The following is a 19,762-nucleotide window of genomic DNA, read 5'->3' as shown; positions in this document are numbered from 1 at the left end:
TTTACAACAATATTGATCAAAAAGTGCAATAGTCCTGAAAATCAAGGCTTAAGAGCTGATTCGTAAACTCGCTGTAATCATTGTAGGATAAGGCTTGGGCTCAAATAGAACATTTGAACTATTTAATAACCAAAAGACAATCATAGCAAGGCTTTCAGACTTATTAAGATTTACTTGACGAATCAGCTCTAATATGGTCGTAATTCTTCCTTATTATCACATTTTGGATCAATTTTTATAGCGCTTACCTGCTATACCTAACCGTTATCAGAGGTTAAATACCTAGTAAGGTAAAAAAAATTTAGATACTCTTAAAGAATGCACTAGACCTCTGGCAAAAGTATTTTTTTGATACTGTTTTCGTCAATTATTGTTACTGTTTTATGTCTCCTGTATCCTATCTCCTGACAACTGTCGCGAAGTCTACTGATTAAATTATCAAAAGATTAAGTATGTTGAATTGAATGAGTGGAGGAAAGTCATTTGTCTAGTCAAGTTCGCGTTGCCATCTTAGGCGCAACTGGTGCTGTAGGTGAAGAACTACGGTTACTCTTGCAAAGCCGAAATTTCCCACTGGCTGACCTTAAGCTGTTAGCCTCACCCCGCTCTGCTGGTCGTGTCATCCCCTTTCAGGGAGAAAAGTTACGAGTGGAAGCGGTGGGAGAGCACTCTTTTGATCAGGTAGATTTGGTCTTAGCATCAGCTGGGGGGGCAACGTCGAAAGCTTGGGCGGCTATTGCTGTAGAAAGTGGTGCAGTGGTCATTGATAACTCCAGTGCCTTTCGGATGGATCCACAAGTACCTCTAGTGATTCCGGAAATCAATCCAGAGGCAGCAGCAAATCATCAAGGAATTATTGCGAATCCCAATTGCACTACGATTTTAATGGGTATGGCAGTATGGCCATTACATCAGGTACAGCCAGTAAAACGGATAGTGGTAGCTACTTATCAATCCGCTAGTGGTGCTGGAATGAAAGCAATGGAAGAATTAAAATTACAGACTCAGGCAATTTTGAAAGGAGAAACACCACCAACAGAAAGCTTTCCTTATCCCCTGGCATTTAACTTGTTCCCCCACAACTCCCCCTTAAATGAGCAGGGGTACTGTCAGGAAGAAATGAAGATGGTCAATGAAACCCGGAAAATATTTAAGGCTCCACAGTTAAAAATTAGTGCTACCTGTGTACGGGTTCCCGTACTGCGTGCTCACTCAGAAGCAGTTAACCTAGAATTTGACCAACCCATGCCAGTGGCTAAGGCAAGAGAAGTATTAGCCACTGCCCCTGGAGTAAAACTAGTAGAAGATTGGCAGGCGAACTACTTCCCTATGCCTATTGATGCGTCCGGTAATGACGAAGTACTAGTGGGTAGGATTCGACAAGACCTTTCTCACCCTTGTGGTATCGAAATTTGGTTGAGTGGAGACCAGATTCGTAAGGGTGCTGCCTTGAATGCAGTGCAAATTGCTGAGTTATTGGTAGCCAAAAATTTGCTAAAGTCCTTAGTCCCTAGTCCTTAGTCCTTTGTAGGCAGCAAAAAATCTTCTGGCACAGAAGCTAGACCAAAGAGCAATGACTAATGAATAATGGCTAATGACCAATGACCAATAATTAATGAGGAGTTAGAAAAGGGTGGTCAATTTTGGACGTGTGCTAACGGCGATGATTACGCCGTTTAGGGAAGATAGCAGCGTCAATTATGCTGTGGCAGAGCACTTAGCAGCTCATTTGGTTGACAATGGGACAGATACTTTGGTGGTATGTGGCACCACTGGGGAGTCTCCTACCCTTACTTGGGATGAAGAGTACCAGCTATTCCAAGTAGTCCAAAAAGCAGTTGCAGGTAAAGCCAAGGTAATTGCTGGAACGGGTTCAAATTCTACAAAAGAAGCGATCGCTGCTACTGAAAAAGCTGCTAAACTAGGGTTAGATGGATCATTACAAGTTGTACCGTATTACAATAAACCGCCACAGTCAGGACTATACAAACATTTCCAAGCGATCGCAAAATCGAGTCCTGACTTTCCCCTGATGCTCTACAATGTACCGGGTCGCACAGGACAAAATCTGCAACCGGAAACTATTGCTCGTTTAGCCCAAATTCCTAATATCGTAGCTGTCAAAGAGGCTACTAGCGACTTCGAACAGACTAGTCAAATTAGGCGTTTAACCCCACCGGATTTTGCCATCTATTCTGGCGATGACTCCTTTACCCTAGCCACCCTGGCACTAGGAGGATCAGGTGTAGTTAGTGTAGCCAGTCATCTGGTTGGTTCCCAAATCCAACAGATGATTCAAGCTTTTGAGGAGGGGAAAACTAGTGAGGCTACTCAAATTCACCTCAAGCTTTTTCCCTTATTTAAAGTACTCTTTTGTACTACCAATCCTATCCCGATCAAAACAGCACTAGAACTTCAAGGTTGGCAGGTGGGTAGTCTTCGCTCACCGCTGTGCGAGCTACCCTCTGAATTAAAATCCCGTTTAAAGGAGGTTCTGATTGAGCTGGATTTAATTTAAATAATTACTCATTTTGTCCCAATTCCCTTTCATCAGATCTATCTTCGCTTTGTAAGGTAGGAAAGATGACTGAATCCTTAGCGAAGACTATGTTAGGGATTGGGAGGGAGATTAGTGAGCTATTAATTGTTTATTGAATTTTGGCTTTCTTTATCCCTAATTTTTTACTATTATTTTAGTTTCTATTATTTTACCGTTTATTTGCTAATAATTAGTTGATCTAAAAAAGCTATACATCATTCATTCATTGCTTTATCTGTGTGATGGATTTGATCTATAGATCAAATCAAAGGTAATTGGTAACACTTTTTTCATTTTTTTACTAGCAAAAAAACTCAGAGGATTCAAATGACTAAGCAAACATCTAAACCAGCTTTAAAAATTATTCCCCTAGGCGGACTCCATGAAATTGGCAAGAACACTTGTGTTTTTGAATTCAATGACGAAATCCTGCTCTTAGATGCTGGGATTGGCTTCCCTAATGATGAGATGCATGGAATTAATATCGTCCTCCCCGATATGACATATTTACGGGAAAATCGTCACAAAATCAAGGGCATGATTGTCACTCACGGTCATGAAGACCATATTGGTGGCATTCCCTATCATTTAAAGCAGTTTGATATTCCCGTGATTTATGGACCCCGCTTAGCCATGGCATTACTTCAAGGCAAGCTAGAAGAAGCTGGTGTAGCTGACCACACGGAATTGAAACGTGTAATGCCCCGTGAAACGGTACGTATCGGTTCTTCATTCCTTGTAGAATTTATTCGCAACACTCACTCGATTGCTGATAGCTTTACCATTGCCATTCATACGCCACTGGGTGTGATTATCCATACAGGTGATTTCAAAGTTGACCATACCCCTGTGGATGGAGAATTCTTCGATTTCCAAAGACTAGCGGAACATGGGGAAAAAGGGGTCTTGTGCTTGATGAGTGACTCGACTAACGCCGAAGTTCCCGGACATACTCCATCTGAACGTTCGGTTTATCCCAATCTAGAACGGGCCATTGCCCAAGCACCAGGACGAGTCCTAGTGACTACCTTTGCCTCCTCAGTTCACCGGATAAGTATAGTCCTGGATATCGCCCAAAAACAAAACCGGAAGGTGGCAATTGTGGGTCGTTCCATGCTGAATGTGATTGCCCAAGCTCGCACCTTGGGTTACATTAAATGCCCAGATGACTTGTTTGAGCCGTTAAAAGCAGTTAAAAATATAGCGCCAGAAAAAATCCTGATTCTGACAACGGGTTCTCAAGGTGAACCGCTAGCCGCAATGACTCGCATTTCTAAAGGGGAACACCGAGAAATTCAAATCCAAGCAGGGGACACAGTTGTCTTCTCTGCCAACCCCATTCCTGGTAATACAATTGCGGTGGTCAATACCATTGATCGGTTAATGAAGCTGGGAGCCAATGTTGTGTATGGTCGTAAGCATGGCATTCATGTTTCTGGTCATGGTGCTCAGGAAGACCATAAACTGATGTTGGCTCTAACACGACCAAAATTCTTTATGCCGGTTCATGGTGAACATCGGATGCTAGTTCAGCATGCCAAGATGGCTCATAGTATGGGCATCCCTGTGGAAAATACTGTGATTACCGACAATGGGGATGTGGTGGAGTTATCTGAGGACAGCATTAGTATTACAGGTAACGTCCCCTCAGGTATTGAACTGGTAGACCGCACTGGTATTGTTCATGACAATGTTATGAAAGAACGTCAGCAGTTGGCTGGAGATGGAGTAGTGACTGTAGCTGCAGCAATCAGTTGGGATGGCAAACTCCTTGCCAAGCCAGAAATTCATCTGCGGGGTGTGGTCTCACCGTTAGAAACATCCCTCCTGCAACAGTTGGTGATCAAAAGAATTGAACGGACATTAAGCGATCGCTGGTCAGATTTTGATAAATCCTTGACAGAGAAACCGACTGAAATTGATTGGGAAGGCTTGCAAAAGCAAATTGAAGCGGACCTCCAGCGTTTAGCTCGCCGGGAACTCAGGAGTCGTCCCCTGATGGTTTTCTTGCTGCAAACTCCAGAGGAACCACCAGTTAAGGTCACAGGTACACGGCGTCGGCGCTCTACTGCTAAGGTGGCATCATAAGCAGAAGGGTGAAGGTTGTTCGCCCTTGGCGTCCCTGTTGCCTTCTTTTCGTCCTTAATTCCCAACAAGACTGACTTCAACACTCAGGAAACAACTAAATGTTGAAGTCAGTCTTTTTTTTTATGACATTAGAGGCACTGATGAGTTATTCTAATCAGTGTGATGAGTTATTCTAATCAGTGTGATTACTCAATCCCTATTGCCAAATTGCCAAACTTCCGTAAGACTGACCAAGCTTGGTCATTACGGATCTTGGCAGCATATCAGTAGATGCAGTTAATTACACAGATCAGCTAATTTAACAAATACGCTAGTACACATTTAACTGATCTATTGGAATTGGTAACAGCTTTTTGGCAGTTGATGCTTAACCCTTAACAGTCAACTATGCTTTAAGCGTGCTGCTTTCAAAGCTCCGCATTTTGCCAGCTATCAGCTTTGATGCCCCTGTAGCGAAGGAGCTGACGCTGGAGTACTAAACCAAAAGCTCAGTTTATGTCCTTCGGAACTATCGCGCACCAATGGCTCCAATTGAGTAGCGTAAATGGGTATTAGCTTACCTGGTTTACACTAACTGCTATCTATAGGATTTTTCCTAACCTAGTCATGTTTGTGTCGATTGACTATATATATTTAATTCGATTTTAAGATCAGCTGCTGATATCCAGCGGCGAAAAGACCCTATTCCAATAGTGATAGGGTAAGGACAAAAAAAAGGCGGTATGCCTGTAATAACCATCAAGATCGGCTCTCCTCAGACAGAGGGGGGGTGTTATCTTGCTCTGGCAAGATATACATAAAAATGATCCTCTGTCAATCCGGTATGAGAAAGATATCTTGTGTAGTTATATTACAGGCGACTGGATTACCGCCTACTAGTAGTATCACAGGTAAAAGACATGAGTGTATCTGATTATACAATAAGTAAGCTAATCATTACAAGTCGGGTTTGGATTAACCCAGGAACAGATTCCTCCAAAATTACAATTCCTGCTTTACTCGGCAAGACCAGGAAGACTTTTGATCTGCTGGAGTCATTACGGCAGTGGCTGAACCAAATTGAGGTTGATAACCCCAAATTAGCCCACCGTCTGTGCCGACTAATTCCAGCCCAGTGTCCTTTTGAACGGCAGATTAAACTGTTCAATCGCACTCTACTTCGGATTCCACCATTGTGTAAACTCAATCCTGTCTATGATGAAGTGGTAGCCCTGCGCTTCCGAGCACTGTCTTATCTGGCCGATGAATGTGGTGAAGATATCACCTGTTACTGCTAAAATTCCGAAACGAGAATTTTAGCTGCAGGCGTCGGGAAACCGTGCCTATTAGAAAACATCATGGCCATTATTGCCCTAAAAGCCTGGTATCTCCAGAAATACGAACCCATCAAAGAATTGGAGAAACGCCACCATGACCTGCGTTTGAGCAAAAATAGTTTGCTTAAGTCAGGCTTAAGAGCAGATTTTTTGGATGATAGCCAGGATGTGAAAAACTCTGAATGGTTTAAGCGCTACCTAGCAGGGGAAAGGGTGGATTTCTACATAGAAGGTAGTGGGGGCTATGCCATTTCCAATATTGACTTGATTTCTCACGAGATTTACTTCACGAAGCGAGAGGTAATGGCACAATTGTCGCCAATAATCTTTGTGAGTTACCAGACTGAATACAGTGCCTCTAGTGAGGCTTTGCGTAGCACCCTGTCAGATACCCTAGACACTTTTAATCAGCGATCGCGTTTACCCCTAACCCTAGAAGAATCCCGACGCCCAATTGGTCAACCAATGCGCCTGGGGAGTACCCAGATGCGCAAAATCCGCAAAAGTCTGGTATTCATTGCTGATGGAACCCCGGTGGCTGGTCTAGCAACGGAAAACAAACCGTTAGTGATCCCTAGTCCCTATGTTTGTGTGGAAATCGGCTATGCTTTAACGGCTAAGCCGACAGAACAGATTTTGCTGGTGAAGATGGAACGACCAGATTTACCAGGGCAGTTCCCTTTTGATCTGCCTAGCTACCAGCAGCTGATCTACCAAAGTCCACAGGAACTGCGCCAAATGTTGCCAACGGTGATGGAAAATTTGCTGCAACGGTTTAATTTATCAACTTAAGTAGTCTGTAAGTCTCAAGCAAAACTGGTGGATAAAGGACAAAGGACGTGTAAGGGGATTTGGTGTATTGGGAATCCCTGTGAACTTGGATCAATGACTTTTTGCCTTCCCCTTCAAGGTCGCTGATAATAGTTGGCATGGATTAAGGAGAATTTTCTATGCCAAGAACCCCAGACGAGTACGCTGTTCACATTCTTTTGTCAAGTGGTCACCGGGAAGAAGTACGGTTTGCCACAATTAAAGAGTTTCAAAAGTGGTATAGTGGCGAACTTATCCCAAAATCTAACTCTGAAGACTTCATTAGCGTACCCATTAAAAATGTTCAAGGGGAGTACATGGTTGTACGTCCTGCTCGTATCACTGCTATGCGGGTGGAACCTATTTTCTCTGGTAGCGTCGAACGTTTTTAATACAGCTTGACTGCTTTGACTGGGCAATAGCTGGTGATTGAATTCTTGGCAAGTATGAGCAAAACTCTGACTCGGATTTCCCTAACCATAGGAATAGCCCTCCTACCAATTAGTGGTGCTGCAGTTGCTAGTGTTCCGCTGCAAGCGGTTCAACTAGAAACTGTTCAGTTCAATCAGGATCCATTGGGTTTAGATGAACAGCTGTGGAAGCGTCCTGGTGCTCAGTCAGGGGACTGGCGAGTGATGTTGAGGGCGATAGACAATAGCTTGCGTTATCTGAAAACCCCTAGTGCGGCTAAAGCTTACCAAAACTATTCCGTACCAGGAGTAACTCGCGATCGCGTCCGTCGTTCTCTAGTCCGTTTTCGGCAACTGCTGATCAAGTCCCCTACTCCTCAAGCGTTGCAAACTGCTATCCAACAAGAGTTTGTCTTTTACAAGAGTGTGGGGAAGGACAATCAGGGAACTGTTGGGTTCACGGGTTATTTTGAGCCAGTGTATGCTGGGAGTCGCACACCTAGTGCTGAGTATCGCTATCCCCTTTACCGACTACCTTCTGATTTCCAACGTTGGCAAAAACCTCACCCAACCCGTGCGGCATTGGAAGGATGGGATGGTTTAGGGAAAAATAGCCCACTACGAGGGAAAGAACTAGTTTGGTTACGCGATCGCTTAGAGGCGTTTTTGATTCACGTTCAGGGTTCAGCGCGAGTTAGAATGCCGGATGGCACCTTGATGAGCGTGGGCTATGCCGGTAAGACGAGTCATCCCTACACTAGTATCGGGGGACAACTGGTTAACGATGGCAAGATCGAGCTAGAAGGACTGACCCTGCCTGCGGTGATCGATTATTTCCGCACTTCACCGACGGAACTGAGTCAATATTTACCCCGCAATAAAAGTTTTGTGTTCTTTCGGGAAACCAGGGGGGCACCTGCTACCGGTAGTCTTGGTTTGCCAGTAATGGCTGAGCGCTCGATTGCTACGGATAAATCTATCATGCCTCCAGGAGCCTTGGCCCTTATCCAAACTAGTATTCCTTATCCCAATGCTGTGGGTCAGTTGGAATCTAGGCTGGTCAGTCGCTATGTGTTGGATCAGGATACTGGTAGTGCGATTAAAGGGCCGGGTCGAGTGGATATATTTATGGGTACTGGTAAATTGGCAGGTAATCGGGCAGGGCTGATTAATGATACAGGAGAGTTGTACTATTTGTTGCTGAAAAATTAAGACCACAAAATAGTGCTCAAGCTTTAACTATAAACTTGAACTATAAAAAAAAACTTTAACTATCAAACTATACATAAAATTATACATAAAAATTTCCTCTAAAACACACCTGATCCCCTACATTACCCGTTGAAACTGAGAAGAAAGGCTAAAAAAACGAGGTAGGTCAATATGAGTCGTTCTCAAGGGTCAAACCAAAATTCTTTCAGTGAGCTTGATGTGGTTGCTGTGATGTTTTTCAGTTCTTTTGTACTTGGCTTTATTCCTATTAATATTGCTTTTCACCAAAACCTACCAGTTAATGAGGATTTTGTCAATCCAACAGAAGTAGAACTTTGGGGGGTTGAACTTTCCCCCGGCTTAAAGCACGGGGGCAGCCCGTTAACCTAATTTCCCTTATCAATCTCCCACAGTGGCAATTGTTGAATCGGGTCTAACTGGACATTCTTTAAGCCTGACTGGGCAAAAGCATATTCCTTTGGTTGCCATAACGGTATTAAGGGTACATCCTTTGCTAACAGTTCTTGGATCTCAGCAAAAATCTGCTTTCGGGCGGCTGGATCTGATTCCTGACGCTGTTGCTGAATCAGTTCATTCATGCGATCGCTATAATAAAACGACCCCTGAGAGCGACTGGCTCCAGCTTCACACCCTTTCCCAAGGGAACCTTTAGTACAACTGACTAAGGGCTGAATAAAGTTATCGGGGTCAGAAAAGTCAGGATACCAATCGACTAAGGCACTCTGATAAACTCCCTTACCTAGATTGCCAAAGAAATTCGCTGACTCCACAGTTTGGGGCTGGATTTCCACAATTCCCCCAAGTTCCTGGGCAGCATATTCTTTCAGAAGACTGGCAAGTTGTTGTCGGGTTGCTGAACCTGAGGAATACCAAATTTCTAATGTCAACGGATTGTCTTTAGTAAATCCCGCTTTGGCTAGCAGTTCTTTGGCTTTGGCAATATTACCGTCACCGTAGGCGTCTTTAAAGGTTGGCTTGGAAACATCAAAGCTAGTGGGAATGATACTAAAGGCTGGTGCAGCTTGGTTTCTTAGCACCCGTTCGTTGATCAGTTTACGATTAACAATCGCAGCGATCGCTTGTCTGACTTCTGGTTTATCCAACGGTGCCATCTGGGTATTGAGCACCATGTAGTTAATATTATTGCTGGGAGATTCTATGACTTGCCAACCCCCAGATGCTGCTCCTTTTTGCAAACTGAGGATTTGATCGGGATCTAAACTTTGATAACCAATGTCTACAGCACCAGTTTTGATGGAATTGAATAAATTAGCGGAATTGGTGAGGATTTGAACGTTTAATCCCTGATTGGCAGGTTTTTTACCCCAATAGTCTTCAAACACATCTAGGCGAATCCCATTAGGACTAAACTTGACTAGTTTATAAGGACCAGTGCCTACAAATTTGGTCGGTTCAAATTTACCACTACCAATTTCATAGGCATTGGGGGAAACAGCACAAGTTCCAGAGAAAGCTAATAGTGCTGGAAAGGCGGCGAAGGGATTTTTGAGTTTAATCGTCAGTTCGTATTCTCCAGAGGGTTCAATCGAATCTACCAAACCTTCGAGTAGAGAAGAGGGCTTGCCACCATTTTCGATAAACCGACGCAAGGAAAATGCCATGGCTTCAGCGTTAAATGGGGTGTTATCATGAAAAACTACACCTTGGCGTAGGGGAATGGTGTAAGTTAAGCCATCCTTGCTGATAGTAGGCATAGCAGTTGCCAGTTGTGGCACTAATTCTGAGGTACCCAGCTTGTAGGTATAAAGGCGATCGCCTAAGCTGTAATGGATGTTACTAGCTGCTAGTTCGTAGGCATCGGCTGGATCGAGGGTTCTCGGTTTTAGGGTAGTACCGATAGTGAGTCTATTACTGTTACTGCTGCTAGAGGAACCTGTCTGTTGATTGCTAGGAGAACCACCACAACTAATAATTAGGAAGCAGCTACAGAGAAATAAAGCTAGGAATTTGCTAGTTGAACAGTGTTTGCGGGATAGGGGAAACCAGTTCATGCTTAGGTAATTTTGATGAGCTACAAGTAATTTATTATCGTAGCTATCTTATAACCCCTTGCCAAAAATATAGCGTTTTAGAATACAGCGATGATTGATCGAGAGGGGGGTTCTTCCGTAATTAGTATGCTAATTTAGCCTAAAAAATCAACTATCAAAATATCAAAGCTATATAAAGTAGTAGGTTTATTTAATGTAATTTAGCAGTTTAGCATAACAGGTACCGAATAGCCATATTATTTAATCCTCAATCCTAAGTAGTCAAACACAAGTTAATAGCACCTCAAGTAGCGTGCGCGTAGCGCATTAGCACCTCAAGTAGCGTGCGCGTAGCGCATTACCTGACAGCTTACTAATTTGTTAAGAATTGTGACAAAAAACATACTTTAGCATAAAAACACCCAGCTTAACCTGAATAACTAATTAGATCCCATAACTCCTAGCTAACTACCGTTGGATGAAAACACTCCCCCACTTACTAAACTCAGCACTCAGCACTCAGCACTCAGCACTCAGCACTATTCTCAAATCGGGATTTAATCGGAATATCAAACACAGGTATGGCGATATGTGGCAACCCAACATCAAACATCTTACCCCAGAGCAAGAGACTTTAATTTCAAATTATCAAGAAAAATGGTACAATTTATCTTTATTGACTGGAGCCGTTGATCGTCACGAAGCAACATTAGCCATAAACGCTGCCTATACAGCCATTGGCAAACCAGTACCAGATATTGTTTTTTGTGATAGCCCTTACGGTTTTTTTAAAATTCTCCTCAATCAACTCCAGCAACACATTGACAGCCAACTAAAGAGTCAACTCCAGCCAAGAGTGGAGAGTCAATTGATTAGTCAACTACGGCAACATCTCAACACCCAACTCGGCAAAGAACTCCAACAAGAGCTACTCTACCAACTCGGGCGAAAGCTTAACATTAAACGGATTAGCCGTCAACTTGAAGAGAAACTGTGGCAACCCTTGGACACTTCCATGGGAACCCAACTACACAGGCAATTGCAAAACCAATTGTTATATGAACTAGATACCTCAACAGTTAGTCAACAGCGAATTCGAATTGGCTTGCAAGTACTTGAACAACTTGGGACTGAATTGAGACTATTCATGTCACCCTTATACTGGAGTATTTACAGTAGTCGGTTTGACTTTTATATTTCCGTCTTAAATTGCCCTCACCATCAAACCACATGGGAAATATTCCAATCCCTAGTCAAACACTGTAGTTGGATGTTCCCATTTGAAAAAATCTGCTTCGTTTGCGATCGCCCAACCAAGCTCTCATTTGACACTCAACACCGCCTTCATAGAGAAGGACAGCCAGCCATGGAGTTTGCCGATGGTTTCAGCTTATACTCCTATCACGGCGTGACGCTACCAGAAAAATACGGGACAGTCAACCCCAACCAGTGGCAAGCAGGGTGGCTTTTAGAAGAACCCAACGCTGAACTTAGGCGAGTCCTCATTGAAGGAATTGGTTACGCCCGAATTTGCCAAGACCTAGAAGCACAGGGATTGGATTCCTGGCAAGAATACACCCTATTAAAAATTAATAACGATATCGATATCGAGCCAATTTTTCTACTCAAGATGACTTGTCCTAGCACCAACTTTGTTCACATTATGCGAGTGCCGCCTCATGTAGAATCAGCCCGTGAGGCAATTCGCTGGGTAAATTGGGATACTGATCCAGAGGAATTTTTAGTCCAGACTTGAGTCCAACTCACGTTAATATCAAGTGGTTAATAGCAAAGTTGCCCTCAAAGATAGCACCATGTCTTGATGCAGTCGCTTCCCCATCAGCAGGGACAAGAGGGACCAGGACTTACGCAGTGACTCTAGCTGTAGGGTGCCTTAATAACGCACCCTACACCATCAGCGCCTTTGTTGCCCAGTTTTGCGTAAGTCCTGAACTTGCACAAATGGTGCAACTGTTTTGTGGGGTGCAACTGTTTTGTGGTTGAAGGTTAACCTTCAACCTACCCGACAAGGGACGGGACGCCTGGGCAAGAACAACCTTCAACCTTGAAAATGTATATGGGAGTCAGGATTGTTTTAGTAGAACCCGCTGGTCCATTGAATGTGGGTTCTGTAGCGCGAGTGATCAAAAATATGGGGTTATGCCAGCTGGTGCTAGTGAATCCTCAGTGTGACCATCTCAGCCAAGAAGCACAGCAGATGGCAGTGCATGGGGTAGATATCTTAGAAAAAGCCCAAGTGGTAGCAACCATACCAGATGCCTTAGTCGGGTGTCAAAGAGCGATCGCAACCACTGCTCGTAGCCGCGCCATTCCCACTACTCTCGAACATCCCAGAACCGCCTTACCCTGGTTATTGTCAGCTGGCGTAACCTCTGCCCTGATTTTTGGCCCTGAATCTAGGGGATTGAGCAATGATGAACTCAATCATGCTCAGCGGTTTGTCCGGATTCCCACTAGTTCCACCTATCCAGTCTTAAACCTAGCCCAAGCGGTAACAGTGTGCTGTTATGAACTTTATCAATATCAACTTTATCAAAGTACACACCAGCCATCACCAGTCCCAAGTCAACCCTTATCCCCCGCTCCCCCCTACCAAGATTCTGCTCTTTTGGACCAGATAGAACGCTACTCTAAGCATCTAGAAGCCTTATTATTGAACATTGGTTATCTTTATCCCCATACCAAAGCAGCACGGATGGAAAAGCTGCGACGTCTATTAAACCGAGCAACCCCTACCACAGAAGAGATCAACATGCTCAGAGGAATGCTCCGCCAGGTAGAATGGGCGCTACAATTTTTACCAAAGTCTGGGGTAGATGATCCATCAAAACCAAACCAGTCCTAAAATAGGCTTGCATAGGTTCTATTGGAGGTGTGATAGATGGGCGCTTCAACTGTTGGTACTAGATCAAAACTCTGTAATCGGAACACTCACGAAAAACTGAAAGGGAAGCTTGATACTGCTACATCCATTAAAGTGCTCTCCCTTATCATTAGACCATACTCAGAAAATTCCGAGAACTAGCAGATTGTTTCGGGTTTTATGTATCTGGTTAACCTCAGCCTAAGATTCAGCAGTGGAAAAACAACAGAAACCAACCTCCTCCCGCCGCCGCCCGCGTCGCCACCTTAGTAAACAGCCACAAACTAAGGAGATTAAACCCTCCAAATCCCAACCAAAACAGAAAGCGCGCCGCCAAAGCTCATCCGCAAAATCACATAAATCTCGGTCAACTCCGCCACCTACCCCGCGTACCCGTGCTCGTCTATCCCGTTCACCAAACTCTTCTACAATTCGCTCCAGTCAATCCCAGCTGAGGGTAGCATACCGAACACCCCAGTTACCAAACCTTCGTAGAAGACTCAATCCCTTTGCTACACGAGCGTCCTCATCCTTGCCCACCATAACCAATTCTCGTAATCCAATTCGGCAACGTCCTCAGCCAGAATTAGTTGCTGATTTATCCCCTAAATCCTCCAAAACAAGCCAACTAAAAGCTAGACTACCCCTCCCAACCCCCAATCACCAATCTGTACAAATTCGGAGAACTCGCCGAGAGCGCCGTTCCGAAAACTCCTCTACCAGGCTATGGATTTTGATTATCCGTTTGCTGATTGTAGGAATTGGTCTCGGAGCGATCGCAGGTACCGTATTATCGAGCTTGGGTACTGCTAGCCAACCATCTACCAAAACCACAGACAATGCTCCAATTGAAGTCCAGCAGACTTTGAGTCAGACAATTAGTTCTCAATTGACACCCCTGCTGCTCAACAAATCTCCCTTACAAAAACAAATTCAAACTCTAGTAAAGCAACACCCCCAATTGCAACCCGGAATCTTCATCCATGATCTCGATACCGGTGCTTTCCTAGAATCAAATAGCCGTCTCATTTTTCCTGCTGCTAGCACCATTAAGTTACCAATTCTAATTGCTTTCTTTCAGGATGTAGATGCAGGCAAAGTTTTCTTAGATGAATATATAACCATGAAACCAGAGATGATTGCTGGTGGTTCTGGAAACATGCAATATCAAAAACCAGGCAAACAGTACAAAGCTCTGGAAGTAGCCACCAAAATGATCACCATTAGTGATAACACTGCTACGAATATGCTGATTGAACGTCTTGGTGGCATCGAAGTTCTCAATCAACGATTCCGCTCTTGGGGTTTGAAAAAAACTGTACTGCGCAACCCCCTACCAGATTTGCCAGGAACAAACACCACTAGCCCAAGAGAACTGGCTAGTTTGATTTTTCACCTTGAGCAAGGTAAGTGGATTTCTCCCCAATCTCGTACTGACCTGATCGATATCATGATCCAAACTAAGACCAACACACTATTACCCCAAGGACTAGGTAATGGTGCCACCATTGCCCATAAAACTGGCACCCTTGGCCGACTTCTGGCCGATGTAGGTTTAGTAAAAATGCCCAACGGCAAGCGTTACATTATCAGCGTAATGGTCAAACGCCCCTTTAATGATGCCAGTGCCGAAAAACTGATTCGCACCATTTCTCGACAAGCCTATGACTACTTGAATAATTAGCCATTTATAATTAGTTATTTATTAATTACCGGTTAAACCTTGAGAGTTTACTGTTGAAGGTTGACTGCTGCCTTTGAGCAATCTGCTACTGACAACTGATCTAGAGATTGCCAGATTTTCGATAACAAAGCATCCAAGCCGATTTTAGCAACAGCTGAAATTGAAAAAACTGGTACCTGAGTAAGCTGATTTAGGTAAGTAGACACCTCATCGATCATGTCTTGATCAACCGCATCTACCTTATTAAGGGCAAGAATTTGGGGACGTTCTGGCAATTCTCTCCCATAGGCTTGTAACTCCTGTTGAATGGTTTGATAATCAGCAATCGGGTCAGCAGCAGTAATATCAATCAAATGCAGTAACAACCGAGTGCGTTCGATATGACGTAGGAAGTCGTGACCCAGACCAATACCTTGATGAGCTCCAGCAATCAACCCAGGAATGTCAGCAAATACAGTACCATCCCCAGTTGGTTTACGAACCACACCTAAATTCGGAATCAAAGTGGTAAAGGGGTAATTGGCTATCTTGGGTCGTGCCGCTGAGAGTGCTGAAATCAGAGTAGACTTACCAGCATTAGGTAGACCAATAATGCCCACCTCCGCCAGTAACTTCAACTCCAAGCGTAACCTCAGTTGCTCTCCTGGTAGTCCAGGTAAAGCATGCTCTGGTGCGCGATTGTGATTACTCAGGAAATGCCGATTTCCCAAACCTCCTTTACCACCTTTGGCAACACACAGCATTTGCCGAGGTTTCACCAAATCCCCCAGCAGTTCTCCCGTGTCAGCATTGTAGACAACCGTGCCACAGGGAACTTCAATAATGCGATCGCTACCATTTTTTCCCGTCCGATTATTAGGGCCTCCCCGACTCCCATTCTCAGCTCGAAAGCAATGGGCGTATTTGAAATCTAGCAATGTTTGCAGGTGCTCGATAGCATTGAAAATCACGCTACCCCCCCGACCACCATTACCCCCCGCCGGTCCTCCAGCAGGAACATACTTTTCCCGCCGAAACGCCACAATTCCATCGCCCCCGTTACCAGCGACAACTTCAATTTCTGCTTGGTCGATAAATTGCATAATTAGTTTTTAGTCCTTAGTGCTTAGGTCTTAGTCCTTAGTGTTTTCTTGACATCAGTCAGTTGAACCGATTCCCCTTAATTAATCTAACTACTAATGACCAATGACTAATGACTAATGACTAATCACCAATCACCAATCACCACTTATAAATATGCTGAAACATCTTCACCACAATCATCGGCTAAATAAGATAAAGCCCGGAAGCGCAAGCCGACTAACTGATCATAGAGAGGATTAAGCTTACACATCGGTGGGATGTGGACGATTTTGTGATTAAATAGCTTCACGTCCCGTTCAAACGGACACTGAGAAGGAATCAGTTTACACATAAATCGAGCGACCCGTGGGTCATTAACATCCATACCATCTAACCAATCCCGCATTGGCTGTAGAATATCCGAATGGGGATGGTCAGAACTTCCTGGTTCTTGAGCTAAGGCATCAGCAGAATCGCTTTGCTCAGTTGCCTTACCGTCATAAAGAGTTACCTGCAGTGATTCAAGAGCCTCAACCTTATGACCTAGCGCTTCACAGAACTGGTGTAGAACATCAGCTTCAGTCGCAGAGTACACCCCATCTGCCAAGGCTACCATTACGGCAGTTCGTAGAAAATTCTCTGCCGTTGTGTTATCCTTACCTAAAGCTGCTGCTAGTTCTTCAGGAGTAATGGGTTTATCAAAAGACTGCAAATCAGTGCCAGGAGCCAATGTCTCTTGGGTGATTTGAGCCATAACCTCTTGTTCTTCTGGGTCAAAGTGACCATCAGCCCAGGCAACGGCAAATAAACCCCGCAGCCAAGCTGAAATCTGTTCTTCGGTGTAGGTAGCAGTGCTGGAAGTAGCCATAAATACTTAAAATCAATCTCCTAACACTATTTTAGGAGCAATCACAATAACTAATCGCTCCATAAGGTTGAAGCCTATAACATCAAAATAGCAATCGGATTAAGAAGCATCGACCACTTATAATTCTGAGATATTCGTGACTCTAGCAGAATTTAGTCTTTTCTTAATGTCAGTCCTAACCAGTGCTACTGGACAGTTCTTGCTCAAAACTGGAGCCGAAAAGCTGGATAAAGTTAACGCTAGCAATTGGCTAGATCAGATATTCAGTATACCCAAGACCCCAGAAATTATAGCAGGGCTAAGTTGTTATGGTTTAGGGGCACTGGCATACATTTTGTTGCTGACGCGGGTAAATCTCAGCGTTGCTGGTCCTTCAGTATCCTTGACTTACGTCTTCTCCGTACTGATGGGCTATTTTTTCTTTAAGGAAACCATCCCCGTTAGCCGTGCCGTGGGGTTGGGTTTGATTATCTGCGGTGTAATGTTGGTAATTTGGAAAAAATCAGTTAGTAATTAGTCATTTGTAAAGACTATGGATGTAAGCCTCTTGTTTACCCAGCTTTTTTAGGGGGGTAATAGGGGCATACCATGCCACCATACAAGCCTTTTACCTACTCAGGACTTACCCACTCAGATCTGTAAAATCAGATCTGTAAAACTGCTGTAATTCCCTATTCCCGGTTCTTTCCAGAGCCGAAGTTCCAGGGTAAGCGCAAGAAAAAAAGGTTCGAAATAAGCATCTAGGCCGAAGTTACCCGTTCATTTGTACTACTATGCTAGTTAAAGTCTCACAACTATTTCTTTTCCTATAACGTGAGTCCGTCAGCATATCCTAAGTGTTACCTTGGGCGTTGGCAACTGAGCTCAATCTTGCCCCCGTAAGACTTGCGGCTAACTACCTACTCAGTAATCGACCTTACTGAGAGTACCTATGGGGGTTACTTCGTTCCTGATAACCATTATTTGGACTTTTAAGATGGTACTATTCACCGGAAGTGTTGTTGGGAATCGATAGTTGGGAGACAAACCAGCTATCCAGAATTTTCTTTGACTTTTGTCTGTGGCGTATCAATCCATTTCGCCACACCCTTGTCACGATGATTCAACATACCTTTCTCTCGTATCCATGAGTCCCTTGCCTGTTACTAACTTCACCTGGATTGGTTCGGCTTCACTATTCGACCCCTGCGTTCATCTATAGACTTGTTAGTTTCTATAAATGGGGGTAGGGCTGTCACTCCGATTCCGGGAGGGTTGGATTTACACCAACATGGTTATCAAGTTGTCAAGGTTCATATAAGCCTTGCGGCTAGTTCCCCGAACCCTAGTGGGTAAGGTTTATAGCCAACGAATCGCACTGTCTCCTCAAGGGTGGGGTTTTCACCCACATCCGCAAAACAGTTAGGATTTTTGAGGATTTTCCTCACGAATCCCCTTACTCATACCCCTCTAGTTTCTAGAGGGGTATGAGTAAGAAAGAGCCGCACTAGTGTTCATAATCCAAGGTTGTTTTGGGTAATGGGTAACGGGAATAGGCAACCGGTAATCGGTAATGGTACAGGAGTAATCGCACTCTGACAACTCCAACACCGATTGCTATAGAAAAGTTAAGCAGGGGACTAAAGCCCTACCCTGCTAGAACCGTCTTCGACGGTTTCGGAGTCTTCGACGTTCCCGATGTCTCGCAATTTCTTTACGTTTGCGTTTTTGTGCAAATGTCTCAAAATGACGATTCTTTTTCATATCGGCAAAGATGCCAGCTTGGGAGACTTTTCGCTTAAATCGACGTAGGGCTGACTCTAAGTGCTCATTTTCACCAACCACCACTTGGGTCATTCAATGTCCTCCTGTTTTGATCGCTTCCGTGGTCGAATAACAAGTCATCATTCATCCCATAAGTACAGGACAGGGCAAACCTCTGATTGACTGACAAAACTCCTACAACTGACGGAAGGTGTTGGCATCTGGCCAGTTTTTAAAACGAATGGCTGATATCTCAAGTCCGTTGAAAATCATAATCTTGCACCTGGATAGCCTGCACTCGTCTATGGCAAGGAAATCGGAATCAAGCCTGCCAAAAGCAGGCTCTCAAATCCTTATTTTTTCCTTACTCCTTGTCAAGTGGACTGTGATGGTTTACCTCCACGCTTCAGCCTGGAGAGTTTGCTACAATATCTCCCTTAAAACTAACTTTAGCTATGAGCCGTGGAATTAATGATATTGTTGGTTAACTCACACACTACAACTAGTGTGATTCTCGATCTGAACACTGCCTATTTGGGTTTTCCTACTCTAGGTCTTAAACGTTCATACTTGTCTGAATCAAAGAGTTTGAGATGCCTTCAATCCACTTATAGACAGCAATCCTACGCACACTAGTATCTTCCAACTAGAGTTTGGGTTTCCTTTACCCTACCAGGATTACTCCCTAAATTCTGATGCGCAGCGTAGATTTTGACAGGGGGAAAACCCCTGCCCTGCGTTCAGATCTCAGAATTGGGTTTTGATTTGGATCTTAGCGAGCTTAGTAGCGACGAGAGAAGTTATCACCTCTGCGACCGCCCCCAAATGAGTTTCTTTTTTCGCGAGGCTTGGCTTTATTGACTTTGAGATCGCGCCCCATCCATTCAGCTCCATCAAGGTCTTCAATGGCCTTCGCTTCTTCCTCCTCTGTGTTCATTTCCACAAAAGCAAAGCCCCTGAAGCGACCTGTTTCGCGATCGGTGGGCATGTGAATTCGCTTGATTTGACCATATTCTTCAAACACAGATTTCAGATCCTCTTCTGTCACCTCACGTGCAAGGTTACCAACGTAGACAGACATACAATATCTCCAAAATTTGATTTATGTAGAGATAGAAATTTCGGAGGCATGCT

General features: G+C 44.2%; 17 protein-coding genes. 12 read left to right on the top strand and 5 right to left on the bottom strand.

What is annotated here, in order from left to right:
* Positions 1-483 precede the first annotated feature (483 nt).
* The 8 genes from F6K51_RS13900 (at position 484) to F6K51_RS13865 (ending at position 8,765) form a co-directional block, all read left to right on the top strand.
* On the top strand, positions 484-1,521 hold the full coding sequence (locus tag F6K51_RS13900; protein WP_293021097.1) for an aspartate-semialdehyde dehydrogenase: 1,038 nt from the start codon (positions 484-486) through the stop codon (positions 1,519-1,521).
* A gap of 112 nt (positions 1,522-1,633) precedes the next feature.
* On the top strand, positions 1,634-2,518 hold the full coding sequence (gene dapA, locus F6K51_RS13895; RefSeq protein WP_293021095.1) for a 4-hydroxy-tetrahydrodipicolinate synthase: 885 nt from the start codon (positions 1,634-1,636) through the stop codon (positions 2,516-2,518).
* Positions 2,519-2,866: 348 nt separating this feature from the next.
* Positions 2,867-4,627 (top strand): ribonuclease J, encoded by a 1,761-nt coding sequence (locus F6K51_RS13890; RefSeq protein ID WP_293021094.1) that lies wholly within the window; start codon positions 2,867-2,869, stop codon positions 4,625-4,627.
* Positions 4,628-5,526: 899 nt separating this feature from the next.
* A complete protein-coding gene (locus F6K51_RS13885; protein ID WP_070394323.1) occupies positions 5,527-5,904 on the top strand; it encodes a Mo-dependent nitrogenase C-terminal domain-containing protein in 378 nt (125 codons plus the stop codon).
* Positions 5,905-5,964: 60 nt separating this feature from the next.
* On the top strand, positions 5,965-6,735 hold the full coding sequence (locus F6K51_RS13880; protein WP_293021092.1) for a hypothetical protein: 771 nt from the start codon (positions 5,965-5,967) through the stop codon (positions 6,733-6,735).
* Positions 6,736-6,893: 158 nt separating this feature from the next.
* The gene (locus F6K51_RS13875; RefSeq protein ID WP_075902058.1) at positions 6,894-7,145 is read left to right on the top strand and encodes a hypothetical protein; all 252 of its coding nucleotides are present in this window, start codon (positions 6,894-6,896) and stop codon (positions 7,143-7,145) included.
* A gap of 54 nt (positions 7,146-7,199) precedes the next feature.
* The gene (locus F6K51_RS13870) at positions 7,200-8,375 is read left to right on the top strand and encodes a murein transglycosylase A (RefSeq protein ID WP_293021090.1); all 1,176 of its coding nucleotides are present in this window, start codon (positions 7,200-7,202) and stop codon (positions 8,373-8,375) included.
* A 171-nt stretch (positions 8,376-8,546) separates the two neighbouring features.
* A complete protein-coding gene (locus F6K51_RS13865) occupies positions 8,547-8,765 on the top strand; it encodes a hypothetical protein (RefSeq protein WP_293021088.1) in 219 nt (72 codons plus the stop codon).
* Here F6K51_RS13865 and F6K51_RS13860 read toward each other — a convergent pair.
* On the bottom strand, positions 8,762-10,408 hold the full coding sequence (locus F6K51_RS13860) for an ABC transporter substrate-binding protein (protein WP_293021086.1): 1,647 nt from the start codon (positions 10,406-10,408) through the stop codon (positions 8,762-8,764). The genes F6K51_RS13865 and F6K51_RS13860 overlap by 4 nt on opposite strands.
* Positions 10,409-10,865: 457 nt before the next feature.
* On the opposite strand from F6K51_RS13860, the gene F6K51_RS13855 reads away from it, so the two are divergent.
* The 3 genes from F6K51_RS13855 (at position 10,866) to F6K51_RS13845 (ending at position 14,955) form a co-directional block, all read left to right on the top strand.
* Positions 10,866-12,143 (top strand): DUF6745 domain-containing protein, encoded by a 1,278-nt coding sequence (locus F6K51_RS13855; RefSeq protein ID WP_293021084.1) that lies wholly within the window; start codon positions 10,866-10,868, stop codon positions 12,141-12,143.
* Between the two features lie 315 nt (positions 12,144-12,458).
* Complete coding sequence (locus F6K51_RS13850) at positions 12,459-13,253, top strand: RNA methyltransferase (RefSeq protein WP_293021167.1); 795 nt, start codon at positions 12,459-12,461, stop codon at positions 13,251-13,253.
* Between the two features lie 232 nt (positions 13,254-13,485).
* Positions 13,486-14,955 (top strand): serine hydrolase, encoded by a 1,470-nt coding sequence (locus F6K51_RS13845; protein WP_293021083.1) that lies wholly within the window; start codon positions 13,486-13,488, stop codon positions 14,953-14,955.
* Between the two features lie 47 nt (positions 14,956-15,002).
* Here F6K51_RS13845 and obgE read toward each other — a convergent pair whose 3' ends face one another.
* Both obgE and F6K51_RS13835 read right to left on the bottom strand, forming a co-directional pair.
* The gene (gene obgE / locus F6K51_RS13840) at positions 15,003-16,037 is read right to left on the bottom strand and encodes a GTPase ObgE (protein WP_293021082.1); all 1,035 of its coding nucleotides are present in this window, start codon (positions 16,035-16,037) and stop codon (positions 15,003-15,005) included.
* A 146-nt stretch (positions 16,038-16,183) separates the two neighbouring features.
* Positions 16,184-16,885 carry a Mo-dependent nitrogenase C-terminal domain-containing protein gene (locus F6K51_RS13835; protein WP_293021081.1) on the bottom strand — a complete coding sequence of 234 codons (702 nt, stop codon included), beginning with the start codon at positions 16,883-16,885 and terminating at the stop codon, positions 16,184-16,186.
* Positions 16,886-17,021: 136 nt separating this feature from the next.
* Here F6K51_RS13835 and F6K51_RS13830 point away from each other — a divergent pair, with 136 nt between their 5' ends.
* Positions 17,022-17,402, top strand: a complete 381-nt coding sequence (locus tag F6K51_RS13830; protein ID WP_293021079.1) for an EamA family transporter — start codon at positions 17,022-17,024, stop codon at positions 17,400-17,402.
* A gap of 1,118 nt (positions 17,403-18,520) precedes the next feature.
* On the opposite strand, the gene rpsU is transcribed toward F6K51_RS13830, so the two are convergent.
* Both rpsU and F6K51_RS13820 read right to left on the bottom strand, forming a co-directional pair.
* On the bottom strand, positions 18,521-18,721 hold the full coding sequence (gene rpsU, locus F6K51_RS13825) for a 30S ribosomal protein S21 (RefSeq protein WP_070394310.1): 201 nt from the start codon (positions 18,719-18,721) through the stop codon (positions 18,521-18,523).
* 688 nt (positions 18,722-19,409) lie between these two features.
* Positions 19,410-19,709: an RNA-binding protein gene (locus F6K51_RS13820; RefSeq protein WP_071105565.1), complete on the bottom strand. Its 300-nt coding sequence runs from the start codon at positions 19,707-19,709 to the stop codon at positions 19,410-19,412.
* Positions 19,710-19,762: the final 53 nt, after the last annotated feature.

The organism is Moorena sp. SIO3I8 (assembly GCF_010692325.1).
Classification (GTDB): domain Bacteria; phylum Cyanobacteriota; class Cyanobacteriia; order Cyanobacteriales; family Coleofasciculaceae; genus Moorena.
Note: the sequence above shows the minus strand (reverse complement) of the source record. Positions and strands in the feature narration are given on the sequence as shown.